Annotated in this window: 16 protein-coding genes; 3 read left to right on the top strand and 13 right to left on the bottom strand. The window is 62.2% G+C overall.

From position 1 onward, the window contains the following. Positions 1-153 precede the first annotated feature (153 nt). Complete coding sequence (locus NL123_RS17735; RefSeq protein WP_494355937.1) at positions 154-534, top strand: hypothetical protein; 381 nt, start codon at positions 154-156, stop codon at positions 532-534. Between the two features lie 55 nt (positions 535-589). Here NL123_RS17735 and NL123_RS17730 read toward each other — a convergent pair whose 3' ends face one another. The 8 genes from NL123_RS17730 to NL123_RS17695 all read right to left on the bottom strand — a co-directional run bounded on the left by NL123_RS17730 (position 590) and on the right by NL123_RS17695 (position 8,648). Next, the gene (locus tag NL123_RS17730) at positions 590-1,117 is read right to left on the bottom strand and encodes a hypothetical protein (protein WP_248488093.1); all 528 of its coding nucleotides are present in this window, start codon (positions 1,115-1,117) and stop codon (positions 590-592) included. 75 nt (positions 1,118-1,192) lie between these two features. After that, positions 1,193-2,833: a BatD family protein gene (locus tag NL123_RS17725; RefSeq protein WP_494355936.1), complete on the bottom strand. Its 1,641-nt coding sequence runs from the start codon at positions 2,831-2,833 to the stop codon at positions 1,193-1,195. Next, positions 2,830-4,569, bottom strand: a complete 1,740-nt coding sequence (locus NL123_RS17720) for a tetratricopeptide repeat protein (RefSeq protein WP_494355935.1) — start codon at positions 4,567-4,569, stop codon at positions 2,830-2,832. The genes NL123_RS17725 and NL123_RS17720 overlap by 4 nt, the downstream gene beginning before the upstream one ends. Further along, the gene (locus NL123_RS17715; RefSeq protein WP_494355934.1) at positions 4,566-5,654 is read right to left on the bottom strand and encodes a vWA domain-containing protein; all 1,089 of its coding nucleotides are present in this window, start codon (positions 5,652-5,654) and stop codon (positions 4,566-4,568) included. The genes NL123_RS17720 and NL123_RS17715 overlap by 4 nt, the downstream gene beginning before the upstream one ends. Continuing rightward, positions 5,647-6,141, bottom strand: coding sequence for a DUF4381 domain-containing protein (locus tag NL123_RS17710; protein WP_248488097.1), 495 nt, complete (start codon positions 6,139-6,141; stop codon positions 5,647-5,649). Before NL123_RS17710 ends, NL123_RS17715 begins: the two co-directional genes overlap by 8 nt. Next, positions 6,138-7,070, bottom strand: coding sequence for a DUF58 domain-containing protein (locus tag NL123_RS17705; protein ID WP_248488098.1), 933 nt, complete (start codon positions 7,068-7,070; stop codon positions 6,138-6,140). Before NL123_RS17705 ends, NL123_RS17710 begins: the two co-directional genes overlap by 4 nt. A gap of 5 nt (positions 7,071-7,075) precedes the next feature. Further along, positions 7,076-8,035 (bottom strand): AAA family ATPase, encoded by a 960-nt coding sequence (locus tag NL123_RS17700; RefSeq protein WP_003174327.1) that lies wholly within the window; start codon positions 8,033-8,035, stop codon positions 7,076-7,078. 259 nt (positions 8,036-8,294) lie between these two features. Then, positions 8,295-8,648 (bottom strand): hypothetical protein, encoded by a 354-nt coding sequence (locus NL123_RS17695; protein ID WP_248488099.1) that lies wholly within the window; start codon positions 8,646-8,648, stop codon positions 8,295-8,297. A 492-nt stretch (positions 8,649-9,140) separates the two neighbouring features. Here NL123_RS17695 and NL123_RS17690 point away from each other — a divergent pair, with 492 nt between their 5' ends. After that, a complete protein-coding gene (locus NL123_RS17690) occupies positions 9,141-14,009 on the top strand; it encodes an NAD-glutamate dehydrogenase (RefSeq protein WP_248488100.1) in 4,869 nt (1,622 codons plus the stop codon). 146 nt (positions 14,010-14,155) lie between these two features. Here NL123_RS17690 and NL123_RS17685 read toward each other — a convergent pair whose 3' ends face one another. The 3 genes from NL123_RS17685 to NL123_RS17675 form a co-directional block, all read right to left on the bottom strand. Continuing rightward, positions 14,156-14,842 (bottom strand): GntR family transcriptional regulator, encoded by a 687-nt coding sequence (locus NL123_RS17685; RefSeq protein ID WP_248488101.1) that lies wholly within the window; start codon positions 14,840-14,842, stop codon positions 14,156-14,158. 17 nt (positions 14,843-14,859) lie between these two features. After that, a complete protein-coding gene (locus NL123_RS17680) occupies positions 14,860-15,561 on the bottom strand; it encodes a FadR/GntR family transcriptional regulator (RefSeq protein WP_058424105.1) in 702 nt (233 codons plus the stop codon). Between the two features lie 123 nt (positions 15,562-15,684). Further along, complete coding sequence (locus tag NL123_RS17675) at positions 15,685-17,010, bottom strand: C4-dicarboxylate transporter DctA (RefSeq protein WP_172832151.1); 1,326 nt, start codon at positions 17,008-17,010, stop codon at positions 15,685-15,687. A gap of 217 nt (positions 17,011-17,227) precedes the next feature. Here NL123_RS17675 and NL123_RS17670 point away from each other — a divergent pair, with 217 nt between their 5' ends. Further along, complete coding sequence (locus tag NL123_RS17670) at positions 17,228-17,857, top strand: DNA-3-methyladenine glycosylase I (RefSeq protein WP_494355933.1); 630 nt, start codon at positions 17,228-17,230, stop codon at positions 17,855-17,857. A 75-nt stretch (positions 17,858-17,932) separates the two neighbouring features. On the opposite strand, the gene NL123_RS17665 is transcribed toward NL123_RS17670, so the two are convergent. Both NL123_RS17665 and pdxR read right to left on the bottom strand, forming a co-directional pair. After that, on the bottom strand, positions 17,933-18,334 hold the full coding sequence (locus NL123_RS17665) for a cupin domain-containing protein (RefSeq protein ID WP_494355932.1): 402 nt from the start codon (positions 18,332-18,334) through the stop codon (positions 17,933-17,935). Between the two features lie 84 nt (positions 18,335-18,418). Beyond that, complete coding sequence (pdxR, locus tag NL123_RS17660; protein ID WP_494355931.1) at positions 18,419-19,852, bottom strand: MocR-like pyridoxine biosynthesis transcription factor PdxR; 1,434 nt, start codon at positions 19,850-19,852, stop codon at positions 18,419-18,421. Between the last annotated feature and the right edge of the window lie 25 nt (positions 19,853-19,877).

Raw genomic sequence — 19,877 nt, 5'->3', positions numbered from 1 at the left:
ACTAAAAAATGACAGGCCTTTCCTTCCAGAATTTAGGAAGCGGCTGGCTTACTTTGATAAATAATTCATGCAGTCTGGCAAGCGTGGAGTGGTCAATTGACGCGCTCCCTGCGTGATGCGCTTTGTGTTTTCTTAATACTGATGGAGACTATTATGAAAAGCCTTATTGCATTGCCGCTTGCTGGATTGATGCTTGTTTCATTCCAGGCATCTGCGTTGTGTTTGAATATTGCTGATAGTTATACCGGGATAATGCAGCCCAATGATGAGATTACGGTATATGGTCCATTTAAAATAACCGGAGCCAATAGCTGTTCTGCCGCGAATATCGATGCAACGGTTTCAGCGGGAGGAGCGGGAAGTGCTCCGGCGATTTTTATCGAGCGTGAAGTAGGCTCATCCTGGAGCAGAGTGTCATTCAGTATCGGCACTAACGCGTCTTACGTGGGGCCATTCGGTACCTATCGTGTAAGGCTGAAAAACGAAACCAGCGCGTCTAAATCCTATTCAGGTACGGTGAGATACGGACGCTAGATGAGCAGGCGGCGCGTCAGGTTGAACCTGGCGCGCCTTGACTCATAAATCAAATTCAAGCGTACTCATTTATCGATAAATCATTATTAGCGGACTTGACAAAATACGCCAATGCACCAACAGCTTGATTTGCGCTGACCATCCCTTGCAAGTGATCCATGGCACCGTCTTGCATTGCAACCATTGGTTCACTTTTGAAAAAAGCCCGCGTATCTTCCAGTTTCTCGTTGAATAGGGCAATGGCATTAAATTTTACGTGGGTGTTTGTTTGGCGACCATTGGCATCTGATGCACCATCACCCGAAATGAACATCCCAAAAGCGCGTTGGCTGATCATTCCGTCATCGTAGAGCCTTCTACCGACTTTCTTAAGCTCATCCGTACTGATTGACGTCATATCATAATCTTTCAAAAACTCCTTAAGTTGACTGATCTTCTCCTGATCGCCAAGCTTCAATGTATCCGCCGCCTCGGAGGCTTCGGTAATAGTGAAGGCATTCGTGACTTGCTGCGGGTTTTTGATGGCGTAAGCGTCTGTCTGCTTACTTAAAGGCGGATAGGAAACATTCAACGTAATGGCCATTTTAAAAAACTCCATTAATCGAAAGCTACATCGCTTTATCGGCCACGCCTGTCCTATCTTAAGTAGTCACCTTGGCTACTTGGGATACAGCGGCGGCAAGCTGGTGGTATCCGCCGTCGGATCCACCTCACGCTCAGCCATCGGAATCGCCTTCACCGCACGCCACAAGTCCTCCCCCAGCCAGAAATGCCCACTCTCGCTGTACAGCGCACCATTCAGCCCGTCCAACGCGTCCGACAGCGGCACAAACCGCGCCGCCATATCCGCCAGGGTTTCCGGCTGTTGCCGCGCCCAGGCGTCGAGGGCCTGGCGGGTGGCTTGGGGGTCGTTGGCCTGGGTGGCGCGTTTAAGGTCATCGAGCAGGGTGCGCGGGCTCGGGCCGGTTTGTGCGGCGCGCTGCACGGCCGGTTGCCGACGTGCACGCCACCACAGGCCAAACCCCAGCAGGGTGGTGCAGGCCAGGATCAGCGTGCTCAGTTGCCATAGCCACAGGCGCTCATCGTCCGGTGCGGTGATCACCGTCGGTGTGGCGGGGGTATCCACGGCCAGGCTCGGGTTGATGGCAACCTGCACGGTGCGGGCGGGCAGGCTGGTGCGCTCCAGGTGGTCTTCGTGGGTGTTCCACCACACCACGTCCACGGCAGGCAGTTCCAGGTTGCCTGCGCGGGTGGGCACGAGCGCCTCGCGGTCTTCGCGGCTGCCGATCAAGCCACGGTCGTTGTTCTGGTTGCCGAGCACCGGCTGGTCCGGGTAGCGGCGCAGGCCGTTGACTTCGGTGCTGGGCAGTGCCGGCAGTTGCGCGCTGGACAGGCCTTCGGCCTTGACCGTGAGGCTGCGGGTCAGGGAGTCGCCGACTTGCACGTGCTCGGGTTCGGGGTTCCAGTTTTCGCTCAGGGTCAGGCTGCGTGCCGGCAACCACGGCGTATCGGCGGGGTACAGCGCCGGTTTGGGTTTGACCACCAGCGGCAGCTCTGCGGAACTCACGTGGATCAACTTGCCCGGCTTGGTGCCTTGCAGGGTGTTTTCCTGGGGTGGGCGCGATTCCACCAGCGTCGCGCTGAAAGTCTGCGCAGGGATTGCCAACGTGCCGCTGTGCTGCGGGTAGATGGCGTAGCGGGTCTCGATCACGCCGTGGCGGATGCTGTTGATGACCTTTTCGTAGGTGCGCGACTCGCCCAGCTGTTCCACACGCGCATCGGCAATTTGCAACGGCGTGAGGCTGCTGTCGTCATACAGCGACACCGAGTGGTAGACGCGCACGGTCAACAGCGCCTGGGCCTGGACGTAGACGCTGGTCTGGTCGAGGTTGGCCTCGACAAACACCGGCGCCAGCTCGGCAGCAGTGTTCTGGCTGGCGGTTTCCACCACTTGCAGGCTGATCGGCTGGGTCTTGTGTTCGCCCACTTGCAGGGGCGGGATGACCACCGTGCCGTTTTCCCGGGGCAGCAGGGTGATGATCCAGCGCGTGGTGGCGTGGTTGTCGCCGCCCAGCGTGGTGAGCTGGTTGATCTGCCGCGTGCCGCTGACTTCGAACTGTGCATCCAGCGGCGACAGGTCGGGCTTGCCGAACTGGGTCACGTCGCTGGATTCCACCGTGAGTTCCACCGTTTCCCCGGAGTTGACGCGGCTGCGGTCGACGCTGGCGACCAGGCTCGCCGCCTGGGCGTGGCCTGCCGACAGGGCGAGCAGAAACAGTAGGGTGGTGCGGCGGCTCATCGAGTCTTGTCCTGATGTTGTTGCTGTTCGTACCAGAATTTGCGGCGCAGCAGTTCTCCGGGGTTGTCCGGGATCTCCTGCAGCCATTGCTCCAGGGCCTGGCGATGTTCACCGTCAAGGCTGGCATCGTTGGGCCGCAGCGGCGGGGTAGTGGTCTGTTCGTCGCCCAGTTCGCTGCCCGGCACTTCATTGCCCGCGGTTTGCGGCGTGTTGCCGGGCTGGGTGTCGCCAGTGCCGGCTTCGCCCTGGCCTTGGGATGACTGTTCGCCCCCCGTGGCGTTTTGCCCCGTGCCGCCCGGTTGCGCAGTTTGGCCGGGTTGGGTGGTTTCGTCATCCTCGTTTTTTGCCGCAGGAGGCGGCTCCGGTTGGGCCTGTTCCTGCATAAGGGTTTCCACCAGCGCTTTGTTTTTCAGCGCCGGTTGCAGATCGGGCTGGGCTTCGAGGGCTTGCTCGTAGGCGTCGATGGCGGCTTCCAGTTCACCGGATTTTGCCAGGGCATTGCCCCGATTGTAGTGGGAGTAGGCGTCATTACCCTCGGCGAACAGCTTGATGGCCTCGGCATAGTTGCCGGCATCGTAAAGCGCCACGCCCCTCCACTGCGGGTCCTGGAAGTGTTCGGCGGCTTCGGCGGGGCGTTTTTTCTTCAGCAGATATTGGCCCTGCTGGTCGGGGCGCAACCACAAATCCTGCAAGCCGAACGCGTAGCTGGGCTGCGGCGCGCTCAACAACAGCAGCGGCAGGCAGAACAGCCAGCCACGCCGGCCAGCGCAGGCGGCCAGCAGCAACAGCGGCAGGAGCAGCCAGTAACCCTGGTCGGCCCAGGTGTCGAGGTGCAGCAACTGGCCATCGTTGCGCAGGGCTTGCGGTGGGTCGAGTACGCCGAGCTGGCGCAGGTCCTTGTCGTCCAGCCGCGCAGCGCGGTAGCGGCCACCCATTTCGCTGGCGAAGGCCTTGAGGGTCGGGCTGTCCAGGCGCGGCACCAGGATCGCGCCTTGTTCGTCCTTGAGGAATTCGCCGCTCTCCTGGGTCACCGGCGTGCCCTCGCGGCTGCCGATGCCGAGGATCGACAAGCTCGGCGCCTGGCCGCTTTGCAGCAGCAGGCGGATGCCCTGGCGCTCCTGTTTGGACAACGAAGAACCGATCAACAACAGGCGCCCCTGGCCGAGGCCGCCTTGCTTGAGCAGGCCCAGCGCCTTCTCGACGGCCAGGTCGGCGCGGTGGCCCGGTTCGGGCATGATCGAGGGGCGCAAGGCTTCCAGCAGGTTGCGGCTGGTGGCCAGGTCGTCCGACAGCGGCACCAGCGTGTGGGCGCTGCCCGCGTAGACGATGATGGCGGTTTGCGCGTCGGTGCGCGCCTGCAACAGGTCGTACAGTTTGCGCCGTGCCTGCTCCAGGCGGTTGGGCGGGCTGTCGGTGGCGAGCATTTCCGGGGTCAGTTCCAGCAGTACCACCAACGGGTCGGACGGCTTCTGGCTGGACTGTTCAACCCTTTGCCAACTGGGGCCGAGCAACGCCAGCACCGCCAACAGCCAGGCGATGCCGAGCACCACCCAAGGCGATTTACTCTCGCGGCCGTTGCCACCACTGAGCAATACCGCGTGGAAGGCCGGCGGCAAGATCATCTGCCAGCGCCCGGCGCGCTTTTGCCGGTGCCACAGGTGCCACAGCAGCCAGCCGAGCAACGGCAGCAGCAACAGCCACCAGGGACGGAACCAGTGCGGCCACAGGTCGATCATCGACGCCTCCGCAAACGCAGGCGTTTAAGGCGTTGGCGCCATTCCGGGTGTTGCTGCAGGAACATGCCCTTGCTCGACAGTTTATTGAACACGCGTTGCAGGGCGTTGTTCGGCCAACGTTCCTGGATCACCAGCAACATGCTCAGCACCAGCGCGAGGGCCAGCGGCGCGCTGTACAAGGCCAGGGCGGGGCGTGCCTGGGTGGGTTGTTGTTCGACGGGTTCGAGCTTGTCGAGGGTTTGCTTGATCGCTTGCAACTCTTCGCCATCGCGCGCGCGGAAGTACTGGCCATGAGTGGCTTCGGCGATGGCCTTGAGCGCCGGTTCGTCGAGGTCCAGGCTCGGGTTGACGCCGAGGATGCCCAGGGAGCCGGTCTGTTCCGGGTCGGCGCCGATGCCGATGGGGTAGATCTTCACGCCTTCTTCGGCCGCCAGGCGCGCAGCGGTCAGCGGGTCGATCTGCCCGGCGTTGTTGGCGCCGTCGGTGACCAGGATCAGCACGCGGCTCTGCGCCGGACGCTGGCGCAGGCGTTTCAAGGCCAGGCCGATGGCGTCGCCAATCGCGGTGTTCTTGCCGGCAATGCCGATGCGCGCTTCATCCAGCCAGGTGCGCACGGTGCGGCGGTCGAAGGTCAGCGGTGCCTGCAGGTAGGCCTGGCTGCCGAACAGGATCAGGCCGACGCGATCACCTTGGCGCCCTTCAAGAAAATCGCCGAGCAGGTGCTTGACCAGGCTCAAGCGACTTACGTCTTCGTCCTGCCAGTGCATATCGGGAAAATCCATCGAGCCGGACACGTCCACCGCCACCAGCAGGTCGCGGCCACTGGCGGCGATGGGCAGCGGTTCGCCGAGCCATTCCGGGCGTGCGGCGGCGGTCAGCAGCAGCAACCACAGCACCACGAACGGTGCTTGCTGGCGCCAGCCTGGCAGGTTGACGCGGGCGCGGCGGCGGGCCAGGCCTTCGAGGTCGCTGAGGTAGCTGACTTTCAGGGCGGGCTCGCCGCTGTCGGCTGCCGGCAGCACCAGGCGCATCAGCCAGGGCAATGGCAACAGGGCAAAGATCCACGGCCAGGCGAATTCAAACATGTTTGCGAATCCAGGTATCGACCGCTTGGGTCAGGCCGGCGATGGCCTTGTCGTCGAGTTTGCATTCGGGTTTGTAGGCGCCTTCCACCAACACCATCCAGCGCGTGAGGCCGGCGGCGGGGCAGCGGTTGTCGAGGAATGCCAGCCATTTGCGGCCGTTGAGGGTGTGGCTCTGGCTGTAGGGGTAGTCGTTGCGGCACAGGCGCTTGAGCAGGCCGTTGAGCTGTTGCAGCCAGGCGCCGGCAGGCGCGCCGTCGTAGGGTTTGGGCATCAGCGCCAGTTCCGCCAGGGCGGCAATGCGCAGCGGGTCCAGCGGTTGTTCGGCGCGGGCGATGGGGCGACGGGTCGGCAGAAAGCGGCGCAGCGACCATAGGCCCCAACCGAGCAGCGGAATCGCCAGCAGCAACAGCCACCAACCCGGCGCAGGCGGCCAGAAGCCGATGGCGGGCGGGGCGATCAGCGGCTGCAGTTGGTCCAGGCTGCTCATTGTTTTTTAACCGGGCGTTGCGGGTTGAGGTATTCACGCAGTTGCTCGACCATTTCGCTCTGGGTACTCAAGGGCATCAACAGCACACGCAGCTTTTGCGCGAGCAGTTCCCAGCGCGCAATGCGCGCTTCGGCCTGGGCCTTGTAGGCCTGGCGCAGGTCGAAGTTGAGCGTATCCAGTTCCAACTGCGCGCCACGTTCGGCGAAACGCAGCAGCCCGGCGGCGGGCAGGGCGTGGTCCAGCGGGTCGGAAATCGGCAGCAGCAACAGGTCGCAGTGACGTGACAGCAGGCTCAGTTGTTGCTCGGCGCCCTCAGTGAGGGCGCGTTCGTCGCAGATCACAATCACCAGGCTGCCGGGGCGCAACACTTCGCGGCCACGGCGCAGGGCCATGCCGAGGGCGTCGGCTTCGGGGCGGCTCTCGGTGTTCAGGCTCTGGTTGACTCGCACCAGGCGGTTGAGCAGTTGCAGCAGGCTTTGTTTGCTGCGCCGGGGTTTGATTTCGTAGTGCTCGCTGTCGCCGAACACCAGCCCGCCCACACGGTCGTTGTGGCCCAGCGCGGCCCAGCCGATCAGGCTGGCTGCCTGCGCTGCGAGCACCGCCTTGAACATCTGCCCGGAGCCGAAAAACAGCCGGCAGCTTTGTTCCACCATGATAAAGATCGGCCGCTCGCGCTCTTCATGGAACAGCTTGGTGTGCGGCTCCTGGGTGCGCGCCGTCACGCGCCAGTCGATGGTGCGCACGTCGTCCCCGGCCTGGTACACGCGCACCTGGTCGAAGTCCACCCCGCGTCCGCGCAGCTTGGAGTGGTGCAGGCCGATCAGCGGGCTGCGCTGGCTTGGCGTGGAAAACAGCTGCACTTCGCGCACGCGATGGCGCATCTCGATCAACTCGCTGAGCGTGACGCGGACCCCATCGCTGGCGTTCATGGGTTTCAAGCGACGGCAACGACGTCGAGAATGCGTTGCACCACGCGGTCCTGGTCGATGCCGGCGGCTTCGGCTTCGAACGACAGGATGATGCGATGGCGCAGCACGTCGAACAGCACCGCCTGGATGTCTTCCGGGCTGACAAAGTCGCGACCGGCCAGCCAGGCATGGGCACGGGCGCAGCGGTCGAGGGCGATGGAGCCGCGTGGGCTGGCGCCGTAGGCGATCCACTCGGCCATCTCCGGGTCGAACTTGGCCGGGGTGCGCGTGGCCATCACCAACTGCACCAGGTATTCCTCCACGGCGTCAGCCATGTACAGGCCGAGGATTTCCTTGCGTGCGGCGAAGATCGCCTGCTGGCTGACGCGGCGTTCCGGCTTGGTTTCGCCGTTGAGCGCCTCGCCACGGGCCTGTTGCAGGATGCGTCGCTCGACGGCGGCGTCGGGGAAGCCGATCTTGACGTGCATCAGGAAACGGTCGAGCTGGGCTTCAGGCAGCGGGTAGGTGCCTTCCTGCTCGATGGGGTTTTGCGTGGCCATCACCAGGAACAGCGGCGACAGGTCATAGGTGCTGCGCCCGACGCTGACCTGGCGCTCGGCCATGGCTTCCAGCAGTGCCGATTGCACCTTGGCCGGGGCACGGTTGATTTCGTCCGCCAACACCAGGTTGTGGAAGATCGGCCCCTGTTGGAACACGAAGCTGCCGGTTTCCGGACGATAGATCTCTGTGCCGGTGATGTCGGCGGGCAACAGGTCGGGGGTGAACTGGATACGATGGAACTGCGCTTCAATGCCTTCGGCCAACTCTTTGATGGCCTTGGTCTTGGCCAGGCCCGGCGCGCCTTCCACCAGCATGTGGCCGTCGGCGAGCAGCGCGATCAACAGGCGATCGATGAGTTTTTCCTGGCCGAGAATCTGCGTAGAAAGAAAGGTTCGCAGCGCAAGCAGCGCTTCACGATGTTCCATCGATGACGGTTCCTGGAGAGATGAGCCTTGGGGTTGTGAAAAATGCCAAGGCCTGGGGCGTCTACTTTAATGCATGGAGGGGGGTGGCGACTAACGGCGTGACGGGTATTTTTGGCAAATCTTGTAGGAAATTTGTGTGGGAACACGGTCGATGTGGGAGGGGGCTTGCCCCCGATAGCAGTGGGTCAGTGGCTGCATCCGTGGCTGACACGCCGCTATCGGGGGCAAGCCCCCTCCCACATTTGATTGTGGGTGCCGTTTAAATTCGGGTGAAAGTGCCGGTGCCTTTCAGGATGTTTTGCAGGGTTTGCTCGACTTCGACCAGGTCCGACGCAGCGGTGGCGTGGGTAATCTGCAACTGGTCCTTGCCACCCAGGGCATCGGCATCCCCGGCAGCCAGTTCGATCAGCAGGATGGTGTCACTCAGCGTGACCTTCAGCCCATCCAGCGTCGACGGCTCGTAGTCCCAGGTCAATTCCACTTCGTCTTCGTCCGGGTAACGGGTGAGCATGAACATCTCGCCGTTCTTGCCGTGGCAGCAGAGCATGGCCATGTTGTCTTCTTCGTCGTCGCACGGCGTGGCCATCAGGGCGTCGGTTTTCAGTTGCAGCATGGGCAATCCTGTCTGGGGTAGGGCGTGATGCGGGCAATTGTGCCATTGCGGCGAATTTTGTGCTGCTTCCTGTGTCAGACCCAGTGCATGACCTGACGGGCAATATCGGTCATTTCTGATACTCGCCGGCGTCGAAGTAGCCGGATTTTCTGCCGGGAATGACGGGTTGCCCAAGTCGCAACCCGGCGCCTGCTTACCGATGACCGAATATGTCGCAGCGTCGCAAGCAGCTGGCTTCCTACACTCGTTAAGCTGCGCAACGGATGTGCACGAGCCTGGCGCCTGACCTGCCCGTCGTACCGTCACCCGGCTAGGTGCACATCTTATGGAAGTTGTATGTGACCTCATTGTCTTGTCCAGCTTCACCCACCTGTCACCCTGATTCGTTTATGGTGCTTTACTCGTCACCCAGCGAACAGCGCTGACGGTCTCCCCGCAAGGGGATAACACGCGACGCTTCCATCAATAACAAGCCCAAGCGGAGTACCACAGATGGCGTTTTTCACCGCAGCCAGCAAGGCCGACTTCCAGCATCAACTGCAAGCGGCACTGGCGCAGCACATCAGTGAACAGGCACTGCCACAAGTGGCGCTGTTCGCTGAACAATTCTTCGGCATCATTTCCCTGGACGAACTGACCCAGCGTCGCCTTTCCGACCTGGCCGGTTGCACCCTCTCTGCGTGGCGCCTGCTTGAGCGCTTTGATCACACCCAACCGCAAGTGCGGGTCTACAACCCCGATTACGAACGTCATGGCTGGCAGTCGACCCACACCGCGGTCGAAGTGCTGCACCATGACCTGCCCTTCCTGGTGGACTCGGTCCGCACCGAGCTGAACCGCCGTGGCTACAGCATCCACACCTTGCAGACCACCGTGCTCAGCGTACGCCGTGGCGCCAAGGGCGAGTTGCTGGAAATCCTGCCAAAAGGCACCCAGGGCGAAGGCATCCAGCAAGAATCGCTGATGTACCTGGAAATCGACCGTTGCGCCAACGCCGCCGAACTGAATGTGCTGAGCAAAGAGCTTGAGCAGGTGCTGGGTGAAGTGCGTGTGGCCGTGGCCGATTTCGAGCCGATGAAAGCCAAGGTCCAGGACCTGCTGGCCGGTATCGACGCAAGCCAGTTCGCCATCGACGGCGAAGAAAAGGCCGAGATCAAGAACTTCCTGGAATGGCTGGTGGGCAACCACTTCACCTTTCTCGGCTATGAAGAGTTCGTGGTACGTGACGAGGCGGACGGCGGTCATATCGAATATGACGCCGGTTCCTTCCTCGGTCTGACCAAACTGCTGCGTGCCGGGCTCACCGCCGAAGACCTGCGTATCGAAGACTATGCCGTCGCCTACCTGCGTGAACCGACCATGCTTTCGTTCGCCAAGGCCGCGCACCCAAGCCGCGTGCACCGTCCAGCCTACCCGGACTACGTGTCGATCCGTGAAATCGACGCCGATGGCAAGGTCATCAAGGAACACCGTTTCATGGGCCTGTACACCTCGTCGGTGTACGGCGAAAGCGTACGGGTGATTCCGTATATCCGCCGCAAGGTCGCGGAAATCGAGCGCCGCTCCGGCTTCCAGCCCAAGGCGCACCTGGGCAAGGAGCTGGCGCAAGTCGTTGAAGTGCTGCCCCGTGACGATCTGTTCCAGACCCCGGTCGACGAGCTGTTCAGCACCGTGATGTCGATCGTGCAGATCCAGGAACGCAACAAGATCCGCGTGTTCCTGCGCAAAGACCCGTACGGTCGATTCTGCTACTGCCTGGCCTACGTGCCACGTGACATCTATTCCACCGAAGTGCGCCAGAAGATCCAGCAAGTATTGATGGATCGCCTGAAGGCTTCGGACTGCGAGTTCTGGACCTTCTTCTCCGAGTCCGTGCTGGCCCGTGTACAGCTGATCCTGCGGGTTGACCCGAAGAACCGCCTGGACATCGACCCGCTGCAACTGGAAAAAGAAGTGGTGCAGGCCTGCCGCAGCTGGCAGGACGACTACTCCAGCCTCGTCGTCGAAAGCTTCGGCGAAGCCCATGGCACCAACGTGCTGGCGGACTTCCCGAAAGGCTTCCCGGCCGGTTACCGCGAGCGCTTTGCCGCGCATTCGGCGGTGGTCGACATGCAGCACTTGCTCAGCCTCACCGAGGCCAACCCGCTGGTGATGAGTTTCTATCAGCCGCTGGGCCAGGTTTCCGGCCAGCGCGAGCTGCATTGCAAGCTGTACCACGCCGACACCCCGCTGGCGCTGTCCGACGTGCTGCCGATCCTGGAAAACCTCGGCCTGCGCGTGCTCGGTGAGTTCCCGTATCGCCTGCGTCACGCCAATGGCCGCGAGTTCTGGATCCATGATTTCGCGTTCATCGCCGCCGAGGGCGTGAACCTGGATATCCAGCAGCTCAACGACACTCTGCAGGACGCATTCGTGCACATCGTGCATGGCGACGCCGAGAACGATGCGTTCAACCGCCTGGTACTCACCGCCGGCCTGCCGTGGCGCGACGTCGCGCTGCTGCGTGCCTACGCCCGCTACCTCAAGCAGATCCGCCTGGGCTTCGACCTGGGTTACATCGCCAGCACCCTGAACAACCACACCGACATCGCCCGCGAGTTGACCCGGTTGTTCAAGACCCGTTTCTACCTGGCGCGCAAGCTCACCAGCGACGACCTGGAAGACAAGCAGCAACGTCTGGAACAAGCGATCCTCACCGCCCTTGACGACGTCCAGGTGCTCAACGAAGACCGCATCCTGCGTCGCTACCTGGACCTGATCAAGGCGACCCTGCGTACCAACTTCTACCAGACCGACGCGAACGGCCAGAACAAGTCGTACTTCAGCTTCAAGTTCAACCCGCACGCGATCCCTGAGCTGCCCAAGCCTGTGCCGAAGTTCGAAATCTTCGTGTACTCGCCACGGGTCGAAGGCGTGCACCTGCGCTTCGGCAACGTCGCGCGCGGCGGCCTGCGCTGGTCCGATCGTGAAGAAGACTTCCGTACCGAAGTGCTTGGCCTGGTGAAAGCCCAGCAAGTGAAGAACTCGGTCATCGTGCCAGTGGGTGCGAAGGGCGGCTTCCTGCCGCGTCGCCTGCCATTGGGCGGCAGCCGTGACGAGATCGCGGCCGAGGGCATCGCCTGCTACCGCATCTTCATTTCCGGCCTGTTGGATATTACCGACAACCTCAAGGATGGCGCCCTGGTGCCACCGGCCAACGTCGTGCGCCATGACGACGATGACCCGTACCTGGTAGTAGCAGCGGACAAGGGCACTGCGACCTTCTCCGACATCGCCAACGGCATCGCCATCGACTACGGCTTCTGGCTGGGTGATGCGTTCGCCTCCGGTGGTTCCGCCGGTTACGACCACAAGAAAATGGGCATCACCGCCAAGGGCGCGTGGGTCGGTGTGCAGCGCCACTTCCGTGAGCGCGGCATCAATGTGCAGGAAGACAGCATCACCGTGGTGGGCGTCGGCGACATGGCCGGCGACGTGTTCGGCAACGGCCTGTTGATGTCCGACAAGCTGCAACTGGTCGCGGCCTTCAACCACCTGCATATCTTCATCGATCCAAACCCGAACCCGGCGACCAGCTTCGTCGAGCGCCAGCGCATGTTCGAGCTGCCACGTTCGGCCTGGACCGACTACGACACCAGCATCATGTCCGAAGGCGGCGGTATCTTCTCGCGCAGCGCGAAGAGCATTGCCATCTCGCCACAGATGAAAGAACGCTTCGACATCGCGGCCGACAAGCTGACCCCGACTGAACTGCTGAACGCCTTGCTCAAGGCGCCGGTGGACCTGTTGTGGAACGGCGGTATCGGCACCTACGTCAAGGCCAGCAGCGAAAGTCATGCCGACGTGGGCGACAAGGCCAACGACGCGCTGCGCGTCAACGGCAACGAGCTGCGCTGCAAGGTGGTGGGCGAGGGCGGTAACCTCGGCATGACCCAGCTGGGTCGTGTGGAATTCGGCCTCAATGGCGGCGGTTCCAACACCGACTTCATCGACAACGCCGGTGGCGTGGACTGCTCCGACCACGAAGTGAACATCAAGATCCTGCTCAACGAAGTGGTGCAGGCCGGTGATATGACCGACAAGCAACGCAACCAGTTGCTGGCGAGCATGACCGACGAAGTCGGCAGCCTGGTGTTGGGCAACAACTACAAGCAGACCCAGGCCCTGTCCCTGGCGGCGCGCCGTGCCTACGAGCGTGCCGCCGAGTACAAGCGCCTGATGAGCGACCTGGAAGGCCGTGGCAAGCTGGACCGCGCTATCGAGTACCTGCCGACCGAGGAGCAGCTCACCGAGCGCGCCGCCAACGGCAAGGGCCTGACCCGTCCGGAACTGTCGGTGCTGATCTCGTACAGCAAGATCGACCTCAAGGAAGCGCTGCTCAAGTCGCTGGTGCCGGATGACGATTACCTGACTCGTGACATGGAGACCGCATTCCCGCCGAGCCTGGTCGCCAAGTTCGGTGAGGCCATGCGTCGTCACCGTCTGAAGCGCGAGATCGTCAGCACCCAGATCGCCAACGACCTGGTCAACCACATGGGCATCACCTTCGTGCAGCGACTCAAAGAGTCGACCGGCATGAGCCCGGCGAACGTGGCTGGCGCCTATGTGATCGTGCGTGACATCTTCCACCTCCCGCACTGGTTCCGTCAGATTGAAGCCCTGGACCACCAGGTCTCCGCCGACGTGCAATTGCAGTTGATGGACGAGCTGATGCGCCTGGGCCGTCGCGCTACGCGCTGGTTCCTGCGCAGCCGTCGCAATGAGCAGGACGCTGGCCGTGACACCGCGCACTTCGGTCCGCACCTGGCGGCGCTGGGCCTCAAGCTCGACGAACTGCTGGAAGGCCCGACCCGCGAAGGCTGGCAGAAGCGCTACCAGGCCTACACCGAAGCCGGCGTACCGGAACTGTTGGCGCGCATGGTTGCTGGCACGACCCACCTGTACACCTTGCTGCCGATCATTGAAGCCGCTGACGTGACCGGGCATGACGCCGCCGAAGTGGCCAAGGCCTACTTCGCCGTCGGCAGCGCCTTGGACTTGCCGTGGTACCTGCAGCAGATCAGTGATCTGCCGGTGGGCAACAACTGGCAGGCCCAGGCCCGCGAAGCGTTCCGCGACGATGTGGACTGGCAGCAGCGCGCGATCACCATCTCCGTCCTGCAAATGGCCGACGCGCCACAAGACATGGAAGCCCGCGTGGCCCTGTGGCTTGAGCAGCACAAGGACATGGCCGAGCGTTGGGTGGCGATGATGGTGGAAATCCGTGCTGCGGTCGGCACGGACTACGCCATGTACGCGGTAGCCAACCGTGAGTTGCTGGACCTGGCGTTGAGTGGGCAGTCGGTGTTGCAACCGGCCTAGACCCCTGGTGAAACCAATGTGGGAGGGGGCTTGCCCCCGATGGCGGTGTATCAGTCAACATCTTCATTGACTGACACGCTGCCATCGGGGGCAAGTCGAATCGTCGCACCGCCCCTCCCACATTTTGATCTCCATTCATCAGGAGGTCAGTGGTGTTTCAGTAATTTGCTTTCCAGGTGATCCAGGTGTTGGGTCATCAGAGTCACTGCGGTGCTTGAGTCGCGTTGCTCCAACGCCTCCACAATCGCCACATGCTCCTGCCACGCGCAATACGTGCAGGCCTTTGCCTCGTACTGGGCAATGATCAACGACGTCAACGGCACCAGGCTGTTGAGGAACTGCGCCAACGGCGCATTGCCGGCCATCGTCGCCAAATGCAGGTGAAACTCCCCCGACAACCGAATCGCCGGCCCACGCTGATCGCGTTCGATGCAATCACGTTCCCGTGCAATCAGTTCGCGCAACTGACGTATCTGCGTGGCTGTCGCCTGGGCGCAGGCCAACTGCACCACAGTGATTTCGGTCATGCGCCGCGCTTCGAGGATCTGTCGCGTCTGCTGAGCATCCGGCGCGGCCACCTGGGCACGCTGGTTGGGGCGCAGGATGATCACTTGCTGATGGGACAGCTTGGCCAGCACCCGGCGTATCACGCTGCGGCTCACGCCAAACGTTTCGCCCAGGCCTTCTTCGGTAAAACGGCTGGCCGGGGCGATACGTTGTTCGAGGATGGCGTCGAACAAGCGCGGGTAGATGTCATCCACCGAAGGCTTTTTACCGGCGACCAGGCGCAGGGTCGGCAGGATGGGGTCGTAGTGCAAGGCGTGGGCGGTCATGGCCTGTCTCCAAAAAATCAGCTGCCGAGATGGTCGTCCGGGATGTTCAGGGCAATGCCCATGCGCAGGCCTTCCTGCAGGATGTGCCGGCGCATCTCGGCACTCGCCAGGGCGCTGTTCTTGTTGCGGATGGCGCGCACCACGGCTTCGTTTTCCTGCAGGCGTTCGGCCAGGTGTTCGGGCGAGTTGCGCAGCACCTGGGCGCTTTGCTTGAGGGCGTTGCTGGTCTGCTGCACCACGTTCTGGAAGATCGGGTTGGAGGTGAGGGCGAACAGTTCCTCGTGAAAGCCGATGTAGGCGTTCATGCCCGCTTCAGCGTCACCGGCATCGAGGGCTTCGCGCATGTCCATCAAGGTCAGGCGCAGTTGGCCGACTTCCTTGCTGCTGATCGACTGGGCCACCAGGCCGACAATGAACGGCTCCAGGGTGTAGCGCAGTTGCAGGATGTCTTCCAGGCTGGCGTCGGCCACGGCATCGCTGGACTGCGGTTCGCTGACGCTGGTTTCCAGCACCACCACGCCTTTGCCGGGCATGGAGCGCACCAGGCCGAGGGTCTCCAGCACGATGACCGCTTCACGCAGGCTGGGGCGGCTGATGCCCATCTGTTCGGCCAGTTCGCGCTGGCCGGGGAGCATTTCACCCCGGCGCCACTGACCACGCGCCAAGGCGGCGCGGAGTTTTTCTACGACTGAATTGACGACGGTTGAGGTGCTGATCACGTCGTGCGTCTCCTTGATGTTGCGAATAGATGTGTGGGAGGGGGCTTGCCCCCGATGGCGGTGTGTCAGTCACAGAATCACTGACGGGTAGATCGCTATCGGGGGCAAGCCCCCTCCCACATTTCAGAACTCCTGGTGTGCGGGCAACACCGGCTTCTTGGCCTGGAAGGCATAGCCTTGCTGACCGTCGAGCACCTTGTTGGCGCGCTGGATATCGATGTCTTTCTCCCAGCGGGCAATGGCCACGGTCGCCACGCAGTTGCCGATCAGGTTAGTCAATGCACGGCCGATGCCCATGAACCAATCCACCGCCAGCACCAGCACCAGGCCCACCACCGGAATCGCCGGGATCGCCGTGAGGGTCGCCGCCAGGATCACCAGCGCCGACCCCGGAATGCCGTGGGCGCCTTTGGAGGTGATCAGCGATACCAGCAGGATCGTCAACAGGTCGGTCATCGACAGGGGGGTACCGGTGGCATTGGCGATGAACACAATGGCCAGGGTCAGGTAGATCGAGAAGCCATCGAGGTTGAACGAATACCCCGTTGGAATCACCAGGCCGACGGTGGAGCTGCCAATGCCCAGGTGTTCCAGTTTGCGCATGATCTGTGGTAGCACGGCGTCGGAGGAAGCGGTGCCCATCACGATCAGCAGTTCTTCACGCAGGTACTTGAGCAGCGGCAACATGCGCAGGCCCGACAGGCGCATCACCAGGCCGAGGATCAGCGCGACGAAGGCAAAGCAGGTCAGGTAGAACAGGCCCACCAGGCTCCCCAGGTGCTGCAGCGAGTCCAGCCCGTAGGTACTGGTGGTGAAGGCGATTGCACCGAACACACCGATCGGCGCCAGGCGCACGATCATGCCCATGATGCGGAAGATGATGTGGCTCAGTTCGTTGATCAGCCGCGAGATGCCCGATGCCGCTTCGCCCACCAGGTTCAGCGCGCTGCCGAACAGTACCGAAAACAGCAGTACTTGCAGCACGTTGTTGTCGGCAAAGGCACCGATCACCGAGTTGGGGATCAGGTCCATCAGGAACTGGCTGGTGCCGCGGATATGCTGGCCCTTGTCGGCCAGTTCATTCAAACCAGCGGACGACAACTGTTCCAGGTGGATATTGGCGCCTTGGCCGATGCCGGTGCTGAAGGCCATGACCAAACCGATCACCAGGGCGACGGTGGTGAGGATCTCAAAGTAGATCACCGACTTGAGGCCGATGCGTCCGACTTTCTTCAAGTCGCCGGCGCCGGAAATGCCGCTGACCACCACGCAGAACACGATCAGGCCGATCAGCATTTTGATCAGCTTGATAAAGCCGTCACCCAGGGGTTTGAGTTGCGAGGAGAATTCGGGAAGGGCCAGGCCGCAGGCGATGCCGAGCATCAGGCCAATCACGACTTGCAGGAAAATCGAACGCGAGCACCATCTGAGCATGGGAGGGATCTCTATTCGGTGCCCTGGTGGTTCCAGGGCTTAATTGTTGTGGTCTTACCGGTAAGTCCAGTGCGGGGCCAGTCTACGCCCGGTATTTTTGAAATCACAAGCAATTATTTGGCGGTTGACAGGTCCCGGTCTGACCAGTTGGTCGGTAAGGGCGATGCTTGAGCGGTTGGCGGGGTGGAATTTTTTTCGCTTATCATCCGCTGCTCGGCACATGAGGTGATGGATGGACACACCAGGACTGACCACTGACGACAATGGGCACACCCACTGCAGCTGGCGCACGGCGGCGCCGGAATACCCGCGTTACCACGACGCCGAATGGGGCGTGCCGGTGGCGGATGATATCCAGTTGTACGAGAAGATCTGCCTGGAAGGCTTTCAGGCGGGCATGGCGTGGATCACCATTTTGCGCAAGCGTGAACAGTTTCGAGTGGCGTTCGAGGGCTTTGATTTCAGAAGGGTGGCGCAGTACGGCGAGGCGGATATCGCGCGCTTGATGCAGGACCCGGGCATCGTGCGCAATCGGGCCAAGATCGTGTCCACGATCAACAATGCGCGCCGCGCCTGTGAGCTGGTGGATGAGACCGGGTCGCTGGCGCGCTGGTTGTGGGCGTTCGAACCCGGTGAGGAGGAACGGCCGGCGGTGGTGGACATGGCTTACTGGACGGGCAATCCCACGTCGCCGGCCTCAGTGCGCTTGTCCAAGGCCTTGAAGAAGCGCGGCTGGACGTTCGTGGGGCCGACCACGATGTATGCGTTGATGCAGGCGATGGGCATGGTCAATGATCACCTCGATGGTTGCGCCTGCCGCGAGCGGATCCAAGACCTGCGCCGCCAGTTCCAGCGCCCCTGAGTCACTGACCGATACAAACCAAAATGTGGGAGGGGGCAAGCCTCCTCCCACCTTTCTGATTTGTGGCGTGGAGGGTTACTTGGGCAGGGGGGTAAGCACCTCGGCCTTGTCATCCAGCACCATCACCACCAGCAGCTTGGCCGGTTTGGTCTGGCTGGCATTGCTCGATTCAAAGTGCCGGGAACCGGCCGGCTCGTAGAACGATTCGCCGACCTTATAGGTTTTTGCGGGCTCGTCGTTCACCCGTGAAGTGATCGCGCCTTCCAGCACGTAGGCCACGGCGGTGCCCGTGTGGCTGTGGGGCACGGTGGCCTGGCCGGGGGCATAGTCGACGGTGAGCATGAGGGTTTTCTTGCCCGGGACATTGGTCAGCGCGTGCTCCTGCAGGACCTTGATCGACTCCTGGTTGTACACCGGTTCGTGAGCAAAGGTGCTGAGCGAGGCGAGCATTAGGGAGGTGGCGAGCAATCGTTTCATGATGAAGTTTCCGAGTAGTTCGAGATCTGTTCACCCTACGCCGCAGTGCCTGGGTGACCAATAACCAATCCGGCGGAAAATTCGCTAGCCAATCTGCTGGAGAATATCGCGCACCTTGTCCAGCGCCGGGTCGATGTCCAGGGTCTCGATCGCGCCGAAGCCGATGATCAGGCCCGAGCGTACCGGCGCGTCGTGGAAGAACACATCCAGCGGGTACAAGCCCACTTCCACCCGGCGTGCCAGCTCCATCAGCAGCGGGATATTCACCGGCATCTTGCACAGCGCCGCCATGTGGAACCCGGCCACGGTTGGCACCGCTTCGAACCACGGCGACAGGTCCCCCGCCAGGCGCTGCAGGATGCGCTCGCGACGCCCGGCGTAGACCGTATGGCAGCGACGGATGTGCTTGAGCAGGTAGCCCTCGCTGATGAACTTGGCCAGCGCCCACTGGGGCAGGGTGGAGCTGTGCTGGTCGGTCAATTGCTTGGCCTTGAGCACCGCACCGTAGATGGCCGGCGGCAGCACTGCGTAGCCCAGGCGCAGCTCGGGTAGCAGGGTTTTCGAGAAGGTGCCCACATAGGTCACCACGCCACGGGTGTCCATGCTTTGCAGCGAGTCGGTGGGCCGTCCTTCGTAACGGAACTCGCTGTCGTAATCGTCCTCGATGATGATTGCGCCCAGCGCAAACGCACGCGCCAGCAAGGCTTCGCGACGTGCCAGGCTCATCGGCATGCCGAGGGGGAACTGGTGGGAGGGCGTCACGTAGATCAGCCGTGTGCCATCGGGGATCCGGTCGACCCGGATGCCCTGTTCGTCCACCGGCACGCTGGCGACCTGGGCTCCTACCGCGATGAACATCTGGCGGGCAGGGCTGTAGCCGGGGTCTTCCATGGCCACAATGCTGCCTGGTTCCAGCACCACGCGGGCAATCAGGTCCAGCGCCTGTTGCGCGCCGTTGGTGACCACGATGTCGCTGTCGCGGCAGTTGACCCCACGGGAGAACGCGATGTGCCCGGCGATCGCGCTGCGCAGCGCCGGCAAGCCCTCGGGTTGGCTGTAGAAACCACTGTTCTGGGCAATGCGCCGCAGCGCGTCCTGGGTGCAGCGGCGCCATTCGTCCTGGGGGAACTGGTTGCGGCTGGTGGCGCCGCCGATAAATTCATAGCGCAAGGTGCTATCGCGTGTGGGATGACGCATCGGCGAGGGCAGCGCCTGCCATTTCGCCAGGTTGGCGGCACAGGCCAGGTCGGTGGCGGTTTGCACGCGATTCGCCTGTGGCGCCCAGGCATTGACGAAGGTGCCACGGCCAGTCTTGCCTACCAGCAAGCCTTCATAGGTCAACGTGGCGTAGGTGTCGGACACGGTCTTGCGCGATATGCCTAATTGCTCGGCCAGCAGGCGGCTGGGTGGCAGTTGCGCACCCGCCGCGAGCCGCCCGCTGGCGATGGCTTCACGCAACTGCTGATACAGCTGGGCAGCCAGGTCCTTGCGCCCTTTGATAACGATGTGGAATTCCATGTTTCATCCCGAGACAGTTCGATCT

The sequence above is a fragment of the Pseudomonas sp. FBCC-B1565 genome, assembly GCF_059133265.1.
The sequence above is the reverse complement of the archived record's forward strand: the minus strand, read 5'-3'. Positions and strand labels throughout refer to the sequence as shown.

Bases quoted from the DNA above. Each gene is read 5' to 3' on its own strand.
- NL123_RS17735 (WP_494355937.1), top strand. From the start codon at position 154: ATGAAAAGCCTTATTGCATTGCCGCTTGCTGGATTGATGCTTGTTTCA.
- NL123_RS17730 (WP_248488093.1), bottom strand. From the start codon at position 1,117: ATGGCCATTACGTTGAATGTTTCCTATCCGCCTTTAAGTAAGCAGACA.
- NL123_RS17725 (WP_494355936.1), bottom strand. From the start codon at position 2,833: ATGAGCCGCCGCACCACCCTACTGTTTCTGCTCGCCCTGTCGGCAGGC.
- NL123_RS17720 (WP_494355935.1), bottom strand. From the start codon at position 4,569: ATGATCGACCTGTGGCCGCACTGGTTCCGTCCCTGGTGGCTGTTGCTG.
- NL123_RS17715 (WP_494355934.1), bottom strand. From the start codon at position 5,654: ATGTTTGAATTCGCCTGGCCGTGGATCTTTGCCCTGTTGCCATTGCCC.
- NL123_RS17710 (WP_248488097.1), bottom strand. From the start codon at position 6,141: ATGAGCAGCCTGGACCAACTGCAGCCGCTGATCGCCCCGCCCGCCATC.
- NL123_RS17705 (WP_248488098.1), bottom strand. From the start codon at position 7,070: ATGAACGCCAGCGATGGGGTCCGCGTCACGCTCAGCGAGTTGATCGAG.
- NL123_RS17700 (WP_003174327.1), bottom strand. From the start codon at position 8,035: ATGGAACATCGTGAAGCGCTGCTTGCGCTGCGAACCTTTCTTTCTACG.
- NL123_RS17695 (WP_248488099.1), bottom strand. From the start codon at position 8,648: ATGCTGCAACTGAAAACCGACGCCCTGATGGCCACGCCGTGCGACGAC.
- NL123_RS17690 (WP_248488100.1), top strand. From the start codon at position 9,141: ATGGCGTTTTTCACCGCAGCCAGCAAGGCCGACTTCCAGCATCAACTG.
- NL123_RS17685 (WP_248488101.1), bottom strand. From the start codon at position 14,842: ATGACCGCCCACGCCTTGCACTACGACCCCATCCTGCCGACCCTGCGC.
- NL123_RS17670 (WP_494355933.1), top strand. From the start codon at position 17,228: ATGGACACACCAGGACTGACCACTGACGACAATGGGCACACCCACTGC.
- NL123_RS17665 (WP_494355932.1), bottom strand. From the start codon at position 18,334: ATGAAACGATTGCTCGCCACCTCCCTAATGCTCGCCTCGCTCAGCACC.
- pdxR (WP_494355931.1), bottom strand. From the start codon at position 19,852: ATGGAATTCCACATCGTTATCAAAGGGCGCAAGGACCTGGCTGCCCAG.